This window comes from Pricia sp. (genome assembly GCF_041745955.1).
Classification (GTDB): domain Bacteria; phylum Bacteroidota; class Bacteroidia; order Flavobacteriales; family Flavobacteriaceae; genus Pricia.
In genome coordinates this window covers 1-14,649 of sequence record NZ_JBGTHY010000403.1, presented here as the reverse complement: position 1 = coordinate 14,649, position 14,649 = coordinate 1, and the positions used below count along the sequence as shown (strand labels likewise).

General features: G+C 44.5%; 15 protein-coding genes and 1 pseudogene. 15 read left to right on the top strand and 1 reads right to left on the bottom strand.

What is annotated here, in order from left to right; genetic code table 11:
* From ACEW8S_RS14515 to ACEW8S_RS14465, 11 genes and pseudogenes are all read left to right on the top strand, one after another.
* A pseudogene (locus ACEW8S_RS14515) lies at positions 1-475 on the top strand (glycosyltransferase family 2 protein); the annotation flags it as partial.
* A 95-nt stretch (positions 476-570) separates the two neighbouring features.
* A complete protein-coding gene (locus ACEW8S_RS14510; RefSeq protein ID WP_373518853.1) occupies positions 571-1,620 on the top strand; it encodes a hypothetical protein in 1,050 nt (349 codons plus the stop codon).
* A gap of 43 nt (positions 1,621-1,663) precedes the next feature.
* A complete protein-coding gene (locus ACEW8S_RS14505) occupies positions 1,664-2,779 on the top strand; it encodes a glycosyltransferase family 4 protein (protein WP_373518852.1) in 1,116 nt (371 codons plus the stop codon).
* A complete protein-coding gene (locus ACEW8S_RS14500; RefSeq protein ID WP_373518851.1) occupies positions 2,776-3,870 on the top strand; it encodes a glycosyltransferase in 1,095 nt (364 codons plus the stop codon). The genes ACEW8S_RS14505 and ACEW8S_RS14500 overlap by 4 nt, the downstream gene beginning before the upstream one ends.
* Positions 3,860-4,636: a glycosyltransferase family 2 protein gene (locus ACEW8S_RS14495; protein ID WP_373518850.1), complete on the top strand. Its 777-nt coding sequence runs from the start codon at positions 3,860-3,862 to the stop codon at positions 4,634-4,636. Before ACEW8S_RS14500 ends, ACEW8S_RS14495 begins: the two co-directional genes overlap by 11 nt.
* A gap of 139 nt (positions 4,637-4,775) precedes the next feature.
* Positions 4,776-5,345 carry an L-threonylcarbamoyladenylate synthase gene (locus tag ACEW8S_RS14490; protein WP_373518849.1) on the top strand — a complete coding sequence of 190 codons (570 nt, stop codon included), beginning with the start codon at positions 4,776-4,778 and terminating at the stop codon, positions 5,343-5,345.
* A gap of 27 nt (positions 5,346-5,372) precedes the next feature.
* Positions 5,373-6,788, top strand: a complete 1,416-nt coding sequence (locus ACEW8S_RS14485; protein ID WP_373518848.1) for a CCA tRNA nucleotidyltransferase — start codon at positions 5,373-5,375, stop codon at positions 6,786-6,788.
* A 70-nt stretch (positions 6,789-6,858) separates the two neighbouring features.
* Positions 6,859-7,797, top strand: a complete 939-nt coding sequence (locus ACEW8S_RS14480) for a type IX secretion system membrane protein PorP/SprF (RefSeq protein ID WP_373518847.1) — start codon at positions 6,859-6,861, stop codon at positions 7,795-7,797.
* A 73-nt stretch (positions 7,798-7,870) separates the two neighbouring features.
* Positions 7,871-8,932, top strand: a complete 1,062-nt coding sequence (locus ACEW8S_RS14475; protein WP_373518846.1) for a heme A synthase — start codon at positions 7,871-7,873, stop codon at positions 8,930-8,932.
* Positions 8,933-9,053: 121 nt separating this feature from the next.
* Entirely contained in the window at positions 9,054-9,548 is a 495-nt protein-coding gene (locus ACEW8S_RS14470) for a hypothetical protein (RefSeq protein ID WP_373518845.1), read from the top strand.
* A gap of 299 nt (positions 9,549-9,847) precedes the next feature.
* On the top strand, positions 9,848-10,906 hold the full coding sequence (locus tag ACEW8S_RS14465) for a nucleoid-associated protein (protein ID WP_373518844.1): 1,059 nt from the start codon (positions 9,848-9,850) through the stop codon (positions 10,904-10,906).
* A gap of 145 nt (positions 10,907-11,051) precedes the next feature.
* Here ACEW8S_RS14465 and ACEW8S_RS14460 read toward each other — a convergent pair whose 3' ends face one another.
* The gene (locus ACEW8S_RS14460; protein ID WP_373518843.1) at positions 11,052-12,134 is read right to left on the bottom strand and encodes a hypothetical protein; all 1,083 of its coding nucleotides are present in this window, start codon (positions 12,132-12,134) and stop codon (positions 11,052-11,054) included.
* Positions 12,135-12,300: 166 nt separating this feature from the next.
* Here ACEW8S_RS14460 and ACEW8S_RS14455 point away from each other — a divergent pair, with 166 nt between their 5' ends.
* The 4 genes from ACEW8S_RS14455 to ACEW8S_RS14440 all read left to right on the top strand — a co-directional run bounded on the left by ACEW8S_RS14455 (position 12,301) and on the right by ACEW8S_RS14440 (position 14,480).
* Positions 12,301-13,203 carry an ABC transporter ATP-binding protein gene (locus ACEW8S_RS14455; protein WP_373518842.1) on the top strand — a complete coding sequence of 301 codons (903 nt, stop codon included), beginning with the start codon at positions 12,301-12,303 and terminating at the stop codon, positions 13,201-13,203.
* A complete protein-coding gene (locus tag ACEW8S_RS14450) occupies positions 13,200-13,376 on the top strand; it encodes a hypothetical protein (RefSeq protein ID WP_373518841.1) in 177 nt (58 codons plus the stop codon). Before ACEW8S_RS14455 ends, ACEW8S_RS14450 begins: the two co-directional genes overlap by 4 nt.
* Before the next feature lie 17 nt (positions 13,377-13,393).
* Entirely contained in the window at positions 13,394-14,233 is an 840-nt protein-coding gene (locus ACEW8S_RS14445) for an ABC transporter permease (RefSeq protein ID WP_373518840.1), read from the top strand.
* A gap of 70 nt (positions 14,234-14,303) precedes the next feature.
* Entirely contained in the window at positions 14,304-14,480 is a 177-nt protein-coding gene (locus ACEW8S_RS14440) for a T9SS type B sorting domain-containing protein (protein ID WP_373518854.1), read from the top strand.
* The last annotated feature ends 169 nt before the right edge of the window (positions 14,481-14,649 follow it).

Below are 14,649 nucleotides of genomic sequence, written 5' to 3'. Positions count from 1 at the left end.
GTTCTACCGAAAATTCATGTTCAAAAACGCCCATTTGCGCTTCAGCGGATGGCAAACGGATAAAAATTATCGGCTATTCAGAAAGAGCAAAGTAGCGTTCTGCCAAGAGCGAAGGGTACACGAACGTTTGGAAGTACAGGGCACATCAGGCGTACTCAGCAAGCGGTTGTTGCACTTTTCATATAAGAAATACGAGGATTACAAAGAAAAAATGCTGCGCTATGGCCAACTAAAGGCCCGACAATGCCATGAAAACGGAAAACAGACCCTTCCCCTCAAACTAATGGTCGCCCCCATTTGGAAATTCCTTTACAACTACACCATCCGGCTGGGAATGCTTGACGGTAGAAAAGGCGTCATTATCTGTTACCTGAATGCCCTGAGCGATCTGGAAAGATATCGCGAATTCCGCCAACTGAACCGAAAAAGTAACCAACTACACGATGCTACTGTACTGAGCCCTGTTCGCGAGTGATATTTTGTCCGGTATCATCTTATTTCCATTTTACAATAGGCCGACCGTTTCGGCCAAAGACCATAATCCACTATCTTGCGGCCTGATACCGTCAAATGAAAACTGCCATTGTAGAAATCAGGGAATCCCATGAGGAGTGTATCTGCACCCAGCTGAGCTTTTTAAAGGATGCCGGACATAAAGTAACCTTGATATTACACCCCATACTTGCCCAACAAATTACCGACTATGCGAACCTGGCGGACGAAGTGATCTACTTCGATTTTGACCATCAGGACTTTTTTAAAAAACTCCGGCTCCAGTGGCAGTTGTTCGGCATGCTCAAGAAATTCGATCTGATAGTTTTTAATACCGCGCATTCCTACAGTGTTGTTCGTAACCTGACCGTGCTGCTCCGGTTTGCCGAAGTAGCATGCGTAGGTATCCTGCACGATACCAAAAAACTGCTTAGCAGTTCCACACAAAGCATTATATCCCAAAAAGTGAAAAAATATTTCGTGCTTAACGATGCGCTGCTGCCTTTGCATAAAAACACCGGTGCAATTAAAGTACAGAGTTTTTATCCCATTTTTTTTCCGGAGTACGAACCGTTACCGGTCTACAAGCAAAACGATATATGGATCGGTATCCCTGGACGAGTGGACTACGATCGAAGGGACTATGATTTTTTGGTCAACGCAATCGCTGAAATCCCTACGTTGGACAGGGTGAAGTTCATCATATTGGGCAAGGTAGACCGCAATAATGCAGCGGGCAAACGATTCTACGACAGTCTGGAAAAATCAGGACAACTAGGGCGTTTTAAATTGTTCCATTCCTTTGTAGAAAACCGGGATTTTCATTCGTATCTCGCAGCTTGCGATTACATCATGCCTTTGCTGAAGCCCAATGCGGACTATCTGAAGTACAAAATTTCAGGTACCTTCAACCTGGCCTTTGCCCATAAAAAAACGATGCTTTGCCATACCTTTTTCCAGGATATTCCCGATTTGAAGGAAAATTCCTGTTTTTTCGACCCAGCTACTTTCCCACAGCTCATTTCCGACATCGATACGGGAAATTTAAAATCCCCCGCAACCTATTCCGACCCCAAATGGAGCTATCGTTTTCAGCAAAGCAGGTATATTGATTTTATAAATGAATAGCTTACCCTATCTTTGACCTTTGACGACCACCAAAAATACGGCGATGAAAATCGGTTTTGATGCCAAAAGAATATTTCATAACAACACAGGGCTAGGCAATTACGGGCGTGACGCCATCCGTATTTTGTATCGCTATACGCCCATAGAAAAATTTGTGCTCTACAACACCGCCCCGTCCAACGTCGACCGGTTAGACATCCAAAAGAAAATCTATATCAAATACCCCAAGGGCTGGTTTTGGAAAAAATTCTCTTCCTTATGGCGTTTAGGTCCTGTATCCAAACAAATTATCAAGGACAAGGTGGATATTTTTCATGGATTGACCGGCGAACTTCCGTCCGGACTCAAAAAAACGAACATTGCTACGGTCGTTACCATTCACGACCTTATATTCCTGACCCATCCTCATTATTATTCATTCTTTGATAGGTTGATTTACACCAAAAAGTTCAGGTATGCCGCTGCGAATACCGACCGGATAATTGCGATCAGCGAGCAGACCAAAAGGGATGCCGTCCAGTACCTCGATGCCGATCCGGAAAAAATTACAGTGGTCTACCAAGGCTGTAATGACGTCTATAAAAAGGAATACGATCAACATTATAAGGATGAAGTCCGTAAAAAATACAATCTGCCCCAAGAATTCGTACTGAATGTAGGCACTTTGCAAGAACGAAAAAATGCCTTTACTTTGGTAAAGGCCATAAACGGAACCGACTATCATCTGGTCTTGGTAGGTTCCGAAAAAAAATATGCCCAAAAAATCCATTCCTACATTCGGGAGAACAAGTTGCAATCACAGATTATCTTTTTAAAGAATGTGGGCGACACCGAACTTGCGGCCATCTATCAGTTGGCCACGGTATTCTGCTACCCTTCTATCTGCGAGGGTTTCGGGATACCGATTATCGAGGCACTGTTCAGCAAAACCGCGGTGATCACCTCAGAAGGCGGCTGTTTTGCGGAGGCCGGCGGCCCTCATTCGGTTTATGTAGCATCGCTGGATGCGGATGCCCTTAGAAATGAGATCCGGCGTCTTTTCGAAAATCCTGCCCTACGGAAACAAATCGAGGAAGACGGCTATAGCTTCGTTCAAAAATTTTCCGATGATAGGGTCGCCCAAAACATTTATGAGGTCTACAAATCGGTGTTGGTATGAAGACGATATGCTTTTTCAACAGTACCGAAGCCTGGGGCGGGGGAGAAAAATGGCATTTAGAGGCCAGCACGCATCTCCATGCCTTGGGCCATCCTGTTTTGGTAATTGCGCATATCAAGGGCGAACTCTACAACCGATTGTTGACCTCCGGTATTCAATGCCTGGGAACAAGGGTTGCCAATCTTAGTTTCTTGAACCTTTTAAAGATAAGGTCGATTAAAAAAATATTGGAGGGACATAATGTAGGCACAATCGTGATGAACCTTTCCAGGGATTTGAAATTGGCCGGGTTGGCTTCCAAATGGGCGGGAATCGAACGTATAATCTATAGAAGGGGAAGTGCCATTCCCATTAAAAATTCGTGGTTGAATCGCTATTATTTCAACCATATCGTAATCGAGGTATTGGTGAATTCCCATGCCACCAAGAAGACGGTTTTGGCCTTAAATCCTACTCTTTTTCCAGAGGATAAAATAAAGGTAATCTATAACGGTATCGACATGGATACGTTCTTAGGAAAACCTACACAACCCTGTTATCAAAAAAAGGATGCCGATGAGCTGGTGCTATCGAATTTGGGCCGTTTGGAGTTTCAAAAAAATCAGAAGTTTCTTATCGATATAGCGGCGGAACTCAAACGTAGAAAGCTAAAATTTAAACTGCTTATCGGTGGCGAGGGAAGATTAAGGGAAGAACTTGTAAATAAGGCAAAAAACCTGCACGTACAAGAACAGATAGTGTTCGCAGGATTTATCGAAAACCCGAAAGACTTGATTTGCAGTGGGGATATTTTTGTGCTGTCCAGCTTATGGGAGGGATTTGGTTATGTATTGGCCGAAGCGGCCCTGTGCAAAAAACCGATCGTTGCGTTCGATTGTAGCAGCAATCCCGAGGTCGTGGTAGACGGAAGTACGGGATTCCTTACTCCCGTTGACGATGTAAAAGCCTTTGCGGACAAAGTCCAGTACCTTGCCCAACATCCAAAGCAAAGAAAAGAAATGGGGCATAGAGGATTTATTTTTGCACATGAAAATTTCGATAGTAAAAGTATCCAGGAAAAAATTGTAAACTATCTGGTGTATGGGCGATAACAAAAGGAAAATATCGGCCGTACTCATCACCTACAACGAGATTTTCCATATCGACGGGGTGTTGGACAACATTTCGTTTGCCGACGAGGTAATCGTAGTCGACTCTTATAGCACCGATGGTACTTCGGAAAAAGTTCGTGAGCGACCCCATATAAAACTGATACAGCGGCCCTTCGAAAACTTTACGGACCAAAAATCATTTGCACTTGAACAGGCTTCCTACGATTGGGTGCTGTTCTTGGATGCGGATGAAAGGGTCACCGAACCGTTAAAGGCAGAGATTATTGAAACCGTTAATCTCGAAAAACCGCCCGCCAATGCCTATTATTTTCTACGTACGTTCATGTTTAAAGATGAAATCTTACATTTCAGCGGGTGGCAAAGCGATAAAAACTACCGTTTGTTCCGAAAAAGCAAGGTATATTTTTCAGAGGAACGCATCGTACATGAAACCTTGGTCATTAACGGGAAATCCGGCACCCTGAAGAACAAGCTGATCCATTATTCCTATAAAAATTATGAGGATTACAAAGGCAAAATGATAAAGTACGGCCAAATGAAGGCTTTCGAGGAATTGGATAAGGACTATTCGCCCAACCTGTACCATTTCTGTTTCCGTCCCTTTTACAAATTTGTCAACCACTACCTCTTTCGGCTGGGAATCTTAGATGGTAAAAAGGGAATTATTATCTGTTACCTTAACGCTTTGGGGGTACACGCCCGCTATAAGGAACTGGCGCGGTTGAGGGAAAGACGTGAGATGTGAGGCCTACATGATGTGGGAGGTGGTGCTGCCCGTTCGACAGGCTGGCCTGCCCTTCAGCCGGGCGGAATTAGAATTTGATCCCGTCCAGAAGCTTAGGGATTGGGAAGAATTTTTTGAGAAATATAATTTGTAACAAATCATGAATGATTTCACCAACGAAATCAATACCTGTCTCAAGGTACTTAAGGAAGGTGGCCTTATCCTCTACCCAACCGATACGGTCTGGGGTATTGGATGCGATGCGACCAACGAAACGTCGGTCCGAAAGGTATATGCCCTTAAAAACCGCGATGACAGCAAAGCCCTGATTTGTCTGGTCTCCAATGATGCCATGCTCGAAAGATATATAGAAAATGTACCCGAACTGGCCTACGATATCATGGACTTGTCGACCAAACCGACGACCATTATTTACGACCGCCCGAAAGGTGTCGCCAAGAATCTTGTGGCATCTGATAACACCTTGGCCATAAGAGTGGCATCGGACAAATTCTGCCAGTACCTCATCAACAAATTCCGGAAACCCCTCGTCTCGACCTCCGCCAATGTTTCCGAAGAACCCAGTCCCAAAGGTTTCCACGAAATTTCCGAATCCATTTTAAAAGGTGTCGACTATGTGGTAAATTTACCGACCGAGCAGCCGAACGCTGTTCCGTCGGCGATTATCAAGTTAGGCAATGACGGAACGGTGAAGGTGATTCGGGAGTAAGAAAAAGATTAGCGAACATTGAATACCGTGAACCTTAACAGTGCATTAAAAAAACCTGTCTTCAAATGTGTTGCCGAGTCATCTTCCGAACTGGGTGTGGACACTTACGTCATCGGCGGTTTCGTTCGTGACCATCTTTTAAATCGTGGCACCCCGCAAGACATCGATATCGTAGCGGTGGGTAGCGGCATCGAATTGGCGCAAACAGTGGCCTCGAAACTGCCGGGCAAGCCCCAAGTCTCGATTTTTAAGAACTTCGGAACTGCCATGTTGAAACATGAGGGCATCGAACTCGAATTCGTGGGTGCCAGAAGGGAAAGCTATGATCGAAACAGCCGTAAACCGACGGTCGAGAACGGCACTTTGGAAGATGATCAAAGGCGCCGGGACTTCACCATCAACGCCCTGGCCATTTCCCTGAATAAAGACACCTACGGAGAATTGCTCGACCCATTCGATGGTATTACCGATCTTGAAAAAAAAATTATCCGTACCCCCTTGGAACCCGGAGTTACCTATTCCGACGATCCCTTACGGATGATGCGTGCCGTCCGTTTTGCTACACAATTGGATTTCGAGATCGAATTGAAATCCTTGCAGGCAATTGCCCAACATAAGGAACGGATCAAAATCATATCCAAAGAACGCATCGTCGACGAGCTTCATAAAATTCTGGCCAGCGAAAAACCCTCCAATGGTTTTGCCTTGCTCCACAAAACGGAACTGCTGCCCTTTATCCTACCGGAATTGATAGCCTTACAGGGTATCGAAGAAAAAGAGGGACAGCGCCATAAAGATAATTTTTGGCATACGTTGGAAGTCGTCGACAACATTGCCGAGACCACCGATAATCTTTGGCTGCGCTGGGCGGCCCTATTGCATGACATCGGGAAAGCACCTACCAAAAAATGGCACAAAAAAATAGGATGGACGTTCCATGCCCACGAGTTCATGGGTTCCAAAATGGTCTATACGTTATTCAAACGCCTTCGGATGCCCCTGAACGACAAGATGAAATACGTACAGAAAATGGTGCTGATGAGCTCCCGACCGCAAATACTTTCAGAGGAATTCGTCACCGATTCCGCGGTCAGACGATTGGTACATGATGCAGGCGAGCATGTCGATGACCTGATGACCTTATGCGAGGCGGATATAACGACCAAAAATTCCAGCAAACAGAAAAAATATAAGAACAACTTTAAGCTTGTACGCCAAAAAATAGAGGAAGTCGAACAGCGCGATCACATCCGCAACTTTCAACCTCCGGTAAGCGGAGAAGAAATCATGGAGACTTTTGGAATAAAACCGTCCCGCGAAATCGGAATCATCAAGGATGCCATCAAGGAAGCCATTCTAGAAGGGGAAATACCGAACGAATATACGGCTGCAAAAAGGTTTATGATGAAAAAAGGCAAGGAAATCGGACTAAAAGCAAAGTGAATTTATCGGGCTACCTTTACGTAGACAGAAAAGGATTAAATCCCCTAGGCATCCTAGTTAAAAGCATCCCATGAAAAAATTGATACTAACCCTTGTCCTGACTATAACTTCCTTTTCGGGCATAAAGGCACAACAAGATGCGCAATTCACGCAATACATGTACAACGCTATAACCGTAAACCCTGCCTATGCGGGCTCTCGGGGTGTGCTGAGCATTGCCGGGCTATACCGCTCCCAATGGATCGGCCTTGACGGCGCACCCAAGACCCAGACCTTGAACGTACATAGTCCGGTTTCGGAAAGGGTGGGACTCGGACTATCGATCGTCAACGACGAAATCGGTAACGGTACCAATCAAGAGACCTATTTTGATGGGGTGTTTTCCTATACCATCCCACTATCAAGAGAACGAAGATTATCTTTTGGGGTTAAGGCCGGCGGTCATCTCCTGAATATCGATTTTAACAAATTGGCCAATTTCAATCAAGAGGCTGCCAATTCGGGATTGGGCAATATCGACCAAAAGTTTTCGCCGAATTTCGGGGCGGGGGTATATTACCACACCGAAAGTTTTTACGCCGGGCTGTCCATTCCCAACTTTCTGAACACAAAACATTTCGACGATTCCGCTTCGAGCACTTCATTTTTGGCCGAGGAAAGACTGAATTTTTACATGATTACGGGCTACGTTTTCAACCTCAACCAACGGCTAAAGTTCAAGCCGGCTTTCTTGGTAAAGGCAGTGAACGGTGCACCTTTACAAGTCGATATATCAACTAATTTTTTACTCAACAATACGTTTACCTTAGGCGCCGCATATCGTTGGGATGCAGCGTTAAGCGCACTTTTCGGTTTTCAAATCAACGACAAGTTGCTACTAGGCCTCGCCTACGACAGGGAAACTACCGCGTTGGGCGGTACCCGATTTAACAATGGCTCGTTCGAGATTCTGTTGCGCTACGAATTGTTGACCCGCTACAGAAAGGCGATGAACACAAGATTTTTTTAATGGTTTTCTATCCAAAACCCTAAAGTGGTTCTTGATTTAGAGTGGTATTTTTGTAGTATACTGTATCCCAAAAATGCAAGAACGTTTTCGAAGATTAGCCAAGATTTCATTAGTGTTGGTCTACCTGGTGATCGCCGCCGGGGCCATCGTCAGAATGACCGGTAGCGGCATGGGCTGCCCCGATTGGCCCAAATGTTTTGGCTATTACATTCCCCCCACCGAAGTCGGGCAACTGCAATGGCAACCGGATAAGGAGTTCGAAAAAGGACAGGTCATTATTGCCGACGAAGCCTTGCAGGTCGCGAAGGCCGATTTCAGGACCGGTATGGAATATACTCCGGAAAATTGGGTTCCGTATACCAAACACGACTACGCCATTTTCAACCCTTGGCACACCTGGATCGAATTCATCAACCGTCTTTTCGGAGCCCTGGCCGGACTCGCCACCTTGGTTTTAGCCGTATTCTCATTTCGATTTTGGCAAACAAATAAAAAAATCACGCTGTTTTCGTGGTTGGTGGTTCTCGGTATGGGCTTTCAAGCTTGGCTCGGTGCGACGGTGGTCTATTCCGTATTGGCACCGGCGAAAATTACAGTACACATGGTGATGGCCCTGGTTATCGTCACCCTTTTGATTTATCTCATCCACACGACCAAAAAACCCTCGGAAGGCTTCATCTATCAAAAAAAGCTGGGCACATGGCTACTGGCTGCATTGGTGGTTACTATGGTACAGATTATATTGGGTACCCAAGTACGACATTTCGTCGATGAGCGGATCGATGTAGTTGGGGAAACCGCAAATCACCTTTGGTTGTCCGATTTCGATTGGTCGTTTTATGTGCACCGGTCCTTTTCGATTGCGGTAGTTGTATTGAACCTGTATTTGGCCCGACAAATCTGGAAACATAAACTCGGCTTTTCAAAGATAAACTGGGTGCTCGGCCTTTTGGCCATAGAAATAGCGACCGGCATCAGTATGTATTATCTCGACTTTCCGTTCGCCACCCAACCTGTGCATCTGATAATTGCTTCCTTATTGTTCGGTGTGCAGTTTTATTTGGTTTTAGAGGTGCTAAGGGCGAAAACTCGCCATTTAAAATCCAGTGCCCAACATCCGACACCCGACCTTTAAAAATTTACGGCATCATTCCTTTTTCCAAAAGCCCAAACTTCTTAACTTATAAACTCCTAAACCTATAAACTTTAAAACTCATATTTCTTCGTAACTTTGCTCTCCCACAAAAACGACCACCATGATTTATAAAATACGGATAATCTTGGATGCCAAAGAGGATATTTTTCGGGATATCGAGATCCGGGACAGCAGTACGATGGAAGAATTCCACAACGCCATTGCCCAATCTTTCGGGTTTTTGGGCAACGAAATGGCCTCTTTCTATACCTGTGACGAGGAATGGAACCAGGACGAGGAAATCGCCCTTTTCGATATGAGCGACAGCATTTCTGACGTACGTTTAATGAACGAGACGTTTTTAGAGGATGTGATGACCGAAAACAGTCCGAAATTGATATACGTCTACGATTTTTTGCGCCTATGGACGTTCTTGGTCGAACTGGCCGATATCGTCGAGCCCGAATCCGGCGTCTCCTATCCCAACGTGCTGTTCAGTTTTGGCGAACTGCCTGAAAATCCACCGGAAACCCATTTCAAATCGGAAGCTGCCTTTGATTTTGAGGACACCTTTGAAAATTATGACGACCTTGATTTTGACGAAAATTGGAATTAGGGGCTAGCAAGCAAAAGAAATTGCATTGGGCGTGAGCGACAGGCGGCATGTTTTCCCTACAGTCAAATCAAAAAATAAAGGAATTATAAACGATTACTCTAATTGGGCATTAACTAAAACTGGAGAACAATTCACAAACGGAAAACCCCTTGCCATTGACCTTTGCCATAAATAATACGTAACACCAATAGACTTTCACGGCCTTTTTAGCCGAGCATTTCTACTTTAGTTTATGCTGGGCGAAGTCGAAGTACTCCATATAAACTTAATCGAATTCCTGAAAAAACGGAAACTATTCAATGATAAATCTCTACTCCACCCAAATCGAAAGTATTTCCCTGCACCGCGTTGGCAACAAAAATAAAGCGGAAGGGCTATTTCTTTCCGAAGAACCCTTTAGGCTCAACGACGAGACGACCGGGCTTCTAAAAGAATACTTCCTTAAACCCTTCCGGGAAAAAGAGGAAAACTATTTTAAACTTTCCAACGAAGTCGATGTGGAGTTCAATGCCCTTTACAAATTGGCATCCGAGATTTTTTCCGACCCCAACACCACGCACGCCAATTCTAAGAAGATCGCCAAACACCTTTTCGATCAGTCAAACCACCCGCACATCAAAAGTGGGGAGGTCTATGTGACCCATCTGACAGGAATTCTTCTGGACAACGTCAAAACGGATGCCATCGGTATTTTCAAGAGCGAGCTGAAACACGATTTCCTGCAGTTCGAGGAAAAGGGAAGCAGTCTCGATATCGTCATCCAACAGGGCATAAATATCAACAAACTGGACAAGGGATGTTTGATTTTCAACGTCGACAAAGAGGAAGGCTACAAGGTGCTTTCGGTTGACAGCAACCGATATGACACAAAATACTGGCTAGAAGAGTTTTTGGGGGCCACTCCGCTAGCTGACGAGAATTTCTACACCAAAAACTACCTCAAGTTCTGCCAGAACTTCGCCAAAGACGTGGTACTGCCCGCCGAGGACAAACAACAAGAAGTACTTTTCATGAACCGTGCGGTCAACCACTTCGCCAAGAACGATAATTTTGAGGAAAGCAATTTTTTGAACGAGGTGATGGAAAATCCCGAATTGATTCCCGAATTTAAGCACTACAAAGTCGAAAAAGGACCGAAATACAGCGTAGAAGACGTTTCAAACTTCAATATTGCCAACAAGGCCGTATCCGACGCCCGAAAAAAAATCAAGAACGTCATCAACCTCGATACCCATATCCAAATCAAGTTGGACTTCATAAATCCCGAATCCGCCCAAAAATTCGTCGAAAAAGGCTGGGACGAGGAGAAACAGATGTATTATTATTTGGTGTATTTCAACAAAGAAGTGAAGAGCTAGCGGTTGCCGCTCAAAGCTACTCGCGGTTCGGTTCAAAGTTCGAAGGCCATACGAAAGCAACTAAAATCTACCTTCGAGCCACTAACTTTGAAAGAATTTGCCGAGACGGAGACTTGAGTCGTTGATTGCCAACTATCCTTGGCATCTAGATTTTAATCCGCTGCTCAATAATTTGTTTCATGCTCACATCTTGATAGTTACGACGCACGAAGTTAAGCGCTAGGTCAAGCACTTCGCCCATGTTTTTGCACTTCCTAAAATTAGTATCCAATGTCAATTCATAGATTTGCTCCTTGAGCATTTCAGTATTCTCATCCGTCGAAATAGCATCCTTTTTTGCGATGGCTCTTAATCTTTTGATCCGGTTGCCCGAACTGAGGATGCGTTTGGCGACAATGGAGCGTTCTTCCAATTTATATTGATCAACGGAATCGTGTAAGAGTTTATGGCGCACCAGTTCGACCATTTGATAATTTTCCTTAAAAAACTGGGGACGGTAGACTTTTAATCTTCCCTCGAAACATTGCTGATCGAAATCGATGGCACGGATACGGTAGACTACGTGGTCAAAATCGTGTACCGGAACTATGACATAATTGTACGAACGCATATCCCCCAACAGCCGAATCATACATCTTTCATTGAACTTTACGAACTCCTTGGCCAATTGCGCCTTTTCGGACTCGGTGCAGTCGGGTAGCATATCCTTAATAAAAACATCCCCAGGAATTCCGGCGATATGTTCTTCGATCAAAGTATCCTTATAGACCAAAAAGTTCAGGTTGTAGGGCGATAGCATGTGCTCTAGCTCAAGCCCATAAATACGGGAGGCATCCGTTTTTTTGATGTAGAAATAGGTAAAGTTATCGTTAAGAATATTCCGGATACGAATACGGAAAGGTTTGGAATTACCGAATGTACAGAAATCTACGGCATCTACGTTCAAGTATTGGTGGATGTTGCTGCTGCCATCTGAATGCAGTATAGAATACACTTTTTTGAGACTGTCATCGATTTCCTTACGCTCGAATTCCGGATAGTAGACCCGGATCCAAAGGGTATCCTCATCTTTCGAATCATAGACCACGACCGACCCCGAGAACCTTAGCAAATCCTCATAAAAAATCGGAATTTCTATCTTACGGTTATAATGGTCAAGATAGGCATCTAACTTATCGTTGACCGGATAGGCCGGTTTTTTCTTCGACATTAATCGTTCTTCGGACATAATTTGATTTTATTTGTAACAAAGCTAAGGTTTTGTCGTCAACTTAGTAGAGGGTAGAACCTTCCAAATTACAAGCACCAAATTCCAGAAATTTGGAATTTTGTTTTTGGAATTTAATACCATGTGAAATCGATAAAACCGTAATCTTAAAAAAGGCGTTCCTAGTTTGGAAAAAATACTCACAGTCAACCATCTCAGCAAAAAGTTCGGCCACCTGATTGCGGTCAACGACCTATCCTTTACCATCGAAAAAGGAAACGTCTACGGCATTCTCGGGCCCAATGGCAGCGGAAAATCAACAACTCTAGGCATCATCTTGAACGTGGTCAACCGATCGGCGGGCGACTTCGCTTGGTTCGGCGGAAGCATCTCGACCCACCAAGCCCTGAAAAAGGTAGGCGCCATCATCGAACGGCCGAATTTCTATCCGTATATGACCGCCGTTCAGAATCTGAACTTGGTCTGTAGGATAAAGGAAGTACCCAACACCAAGATTGAAGAAAAACTTGAACTGGTCGGCCTTATCGACCGTAAGGACAGCAAGTTCAGTACCTATTCTTTGGGTATGAAGCAACGCTTGGCCATCGCCTCTGCCCTACTCAACGACCCGGAGATATTGATTCTGGACGAGCCCACAAACGGACTCGACCCCCAAGGTATCCACCAGATTCGGGAAATCATTAAAAAAATAGCATCCGAAGGCACTACCATCCTTTTGGCCTCGCATTTGCTGGACGAAGTAGAAAAAGTCTGTAGCCACGTGGTCATCCTTAGAAAAGGGCAAAAACTCTATTCCGGCCGGGTTGATGGTATGCTGGCCAGTCATGGTTTTTTTGAACTACGGACGGAAAATATGCAACTACTGACCCGATATCTCGAAAAAAATGCCAGTTTTGGCGAGATCAAAGTTGATAACGGACGTATAACCGCCATCCTCAAGGAAGAAATGGACGCCACGGAGCTCAATAAAACACTGTTCGCCCAAGGCATCGTACTCTCACATCTGGTCAAACGCAAGGAAAGTTTGGAAGAGCAGTTTTTGACACTAACTAAAAATCAGGCAAATTGAAAGCCGCTTGTGCATTACATTATTGCGCTTTTGCAGGTATTAACAACAGCCACCCTTTGCACGGCGGGCAAGAGACATCTACCAATGAACTGCGTCCAAGAAATGGGGAACTCCGAACAACGGCCAGCGGCCAAGGAAGAATGGCCAACGAACGAAAAACGTTCAATGTTTAGTAACAATAGATAAAATAATGGTACGACTTTTACAGATCGAGTTTATAAAACTTTGGAACAATAGAACGAGTAGACTACTGATTATCACGTATTTCGTTTTAATCACTTCCATTGCGCTCGTATCGATGATAAAATTCGATTTCGGCGACATCCACTTTCAGTTGGCCGACCAGGGCATCTTCAATTTTCCGTACATCTGGCATTTCAATACTTTTTTTACCGCGTGGCTCAAGCTGTTCTTGGCTATCGTCATCGTATCGATGATGTCGAACGAATACAGCAACAAGACCATTAAACAGAACCTTATCGACGGCCTGTCCAAAAAGGAATTCGTACTTTCAAAGTTTCTAACGGTTTTGGTATTTGCCGGCATTTCTACCGTTTTCGTATTCGTGGTAACCCTCATTTTAGGCCTTATCTATTCCGATTTTAACGAAGTATCCATCATCTTTTCGGATCTCGAATATATTCTGGCCTATTTTGTTAAACTTACGGGATTTTTCTCCTTTTGCCTTTTTCTCGGCGTTTGGGTAAAAAGATCGGCCTTCGCCTTAGGCTTCCTGTTTATATGGCAGATCATAGAAGGGATTATAACCGTGGTCTGCGAACAAAAACTGTTTAACACCAAAGATGGTGTTGCGGACATGGTCATGGGTTTCTTTCCCTTACAATCGATGTACAACCTTATCGACGAGCCGATTACAAGGTTGAACGTGATACAATCGGCCGCTAAACAATTGGGCCAAGAATTCAAATTCAGTTATCAGGTACACTGGTACGAAATCGCCATCGTTCTTTGTTGGACGGCTATTTTTGTCTATCTATCCTATGCCCTCTTGAAAAAGCGCGACCTGTAAAAGTTCAAAATCGCCGGAGCGAAGGAAATCAAGGGGCATTTTATTTTAAACCCACAGCTGATATGTCGATATCGGAACCATTTTTATCTTCGACCGTTATGGCAACCTTTTAGGGCAAATCGAGTCCCGTGGCCTGGGATGGGACGGTACTTATAATGGAAAATCAATGCCCTCATCCGATTATTGGTTTATGGCAATAGGGCTAAACGGCAAAGAATTCAAAGGCCACTTAGCCCTAAAACGATAGCATCCAAATTATCCCCGAATCCATCCCATCAAACCGACCTTCTTTTGTAATTTAGGGGATGAAATTTAAGGTAGTATCAGAATTCAAACCGACAGGGGACCAGCCGGAAGCAATCCGGCAATTGACCAAGGGCATGGGGTCCGGAGAACGGTATCAGACACTATTGGGC

Coding starts and splice junctions, on each gene's coding strand:
- ACEW8S_RS14475 (WP_373518846.1), top strand. CDS start 7,871: ATGCAAGAACGTTTTCGAAGATTAGCCAAGATTTCATTAGTGTTGGTC.
- ACEW8S_RS14480 (WP_373518847.1), top strand. CDS start 6,859: ATGAAAAAATTGATACTAACCCTTGTCCTGACTATAACTTCCTTTTCG.
- ACEW8S_RS14445 (WP_373518840.1), top strand. CDS start 13,394: ATGGTACGACTTTTACAGATCGAGTTTATAAAACTTTGGAACAATAGA.
- ACEW8S_RS14470 (WP_373518845.1), top strand. CDS start 9,054: ATGATTTATAAAATACGGATAATCTTGGATGCCAAAGAGGATATTTTT.
- ACEW8S_RS14510 (WP_373518853.1), top strand. CDS start 571: ATGAAAACTGCCATTGTAGAAATCAGGGAATCCCATGAGGAGTGTATC.
- ACEW8S_RS14490 (WP_373518849.1), top strand. CDS start 4,776: ATGAATGATTTCACCAACGAAATCAATACCTGTCTCAAGGTACTTAAG.
- ACEW8S_RS14500 (WP_373518851.1), top strand. CDS start 2,776: ATGAAGACGATATGCTTTTTCAACAGTACCGAAGCCTGGGGCGGGGGA.
- ACEW8S_RS14465 (WP_373518844.1), top strand. CDS start 9,848: ATGATAAATCTCTACTCCACCCAAATCGAAAGTATTTCCCTGCACCGC.
- ACEW8S_RS14460 (WP_373518843.1), bottom strand. CDS start 12,134: ATGTCCGAAGAACGATTAATGTCGAAGAAAAAACCGGCCTATCCGGTC.
- ACEW8S_RS14505 (WP_373518852.1), top strand. CDS start 1,664: ATGAAAATCGGTTTTGATGCCAAAAGAATATTTCATAACAACACAGGG.
- ACEW8S_RS14495 (WP_373518850.1), top strand. CDS start 3,860: ATGGGCGATAACAAAAGGAAAATATCGGCCGTACTCATCACCTACAAC.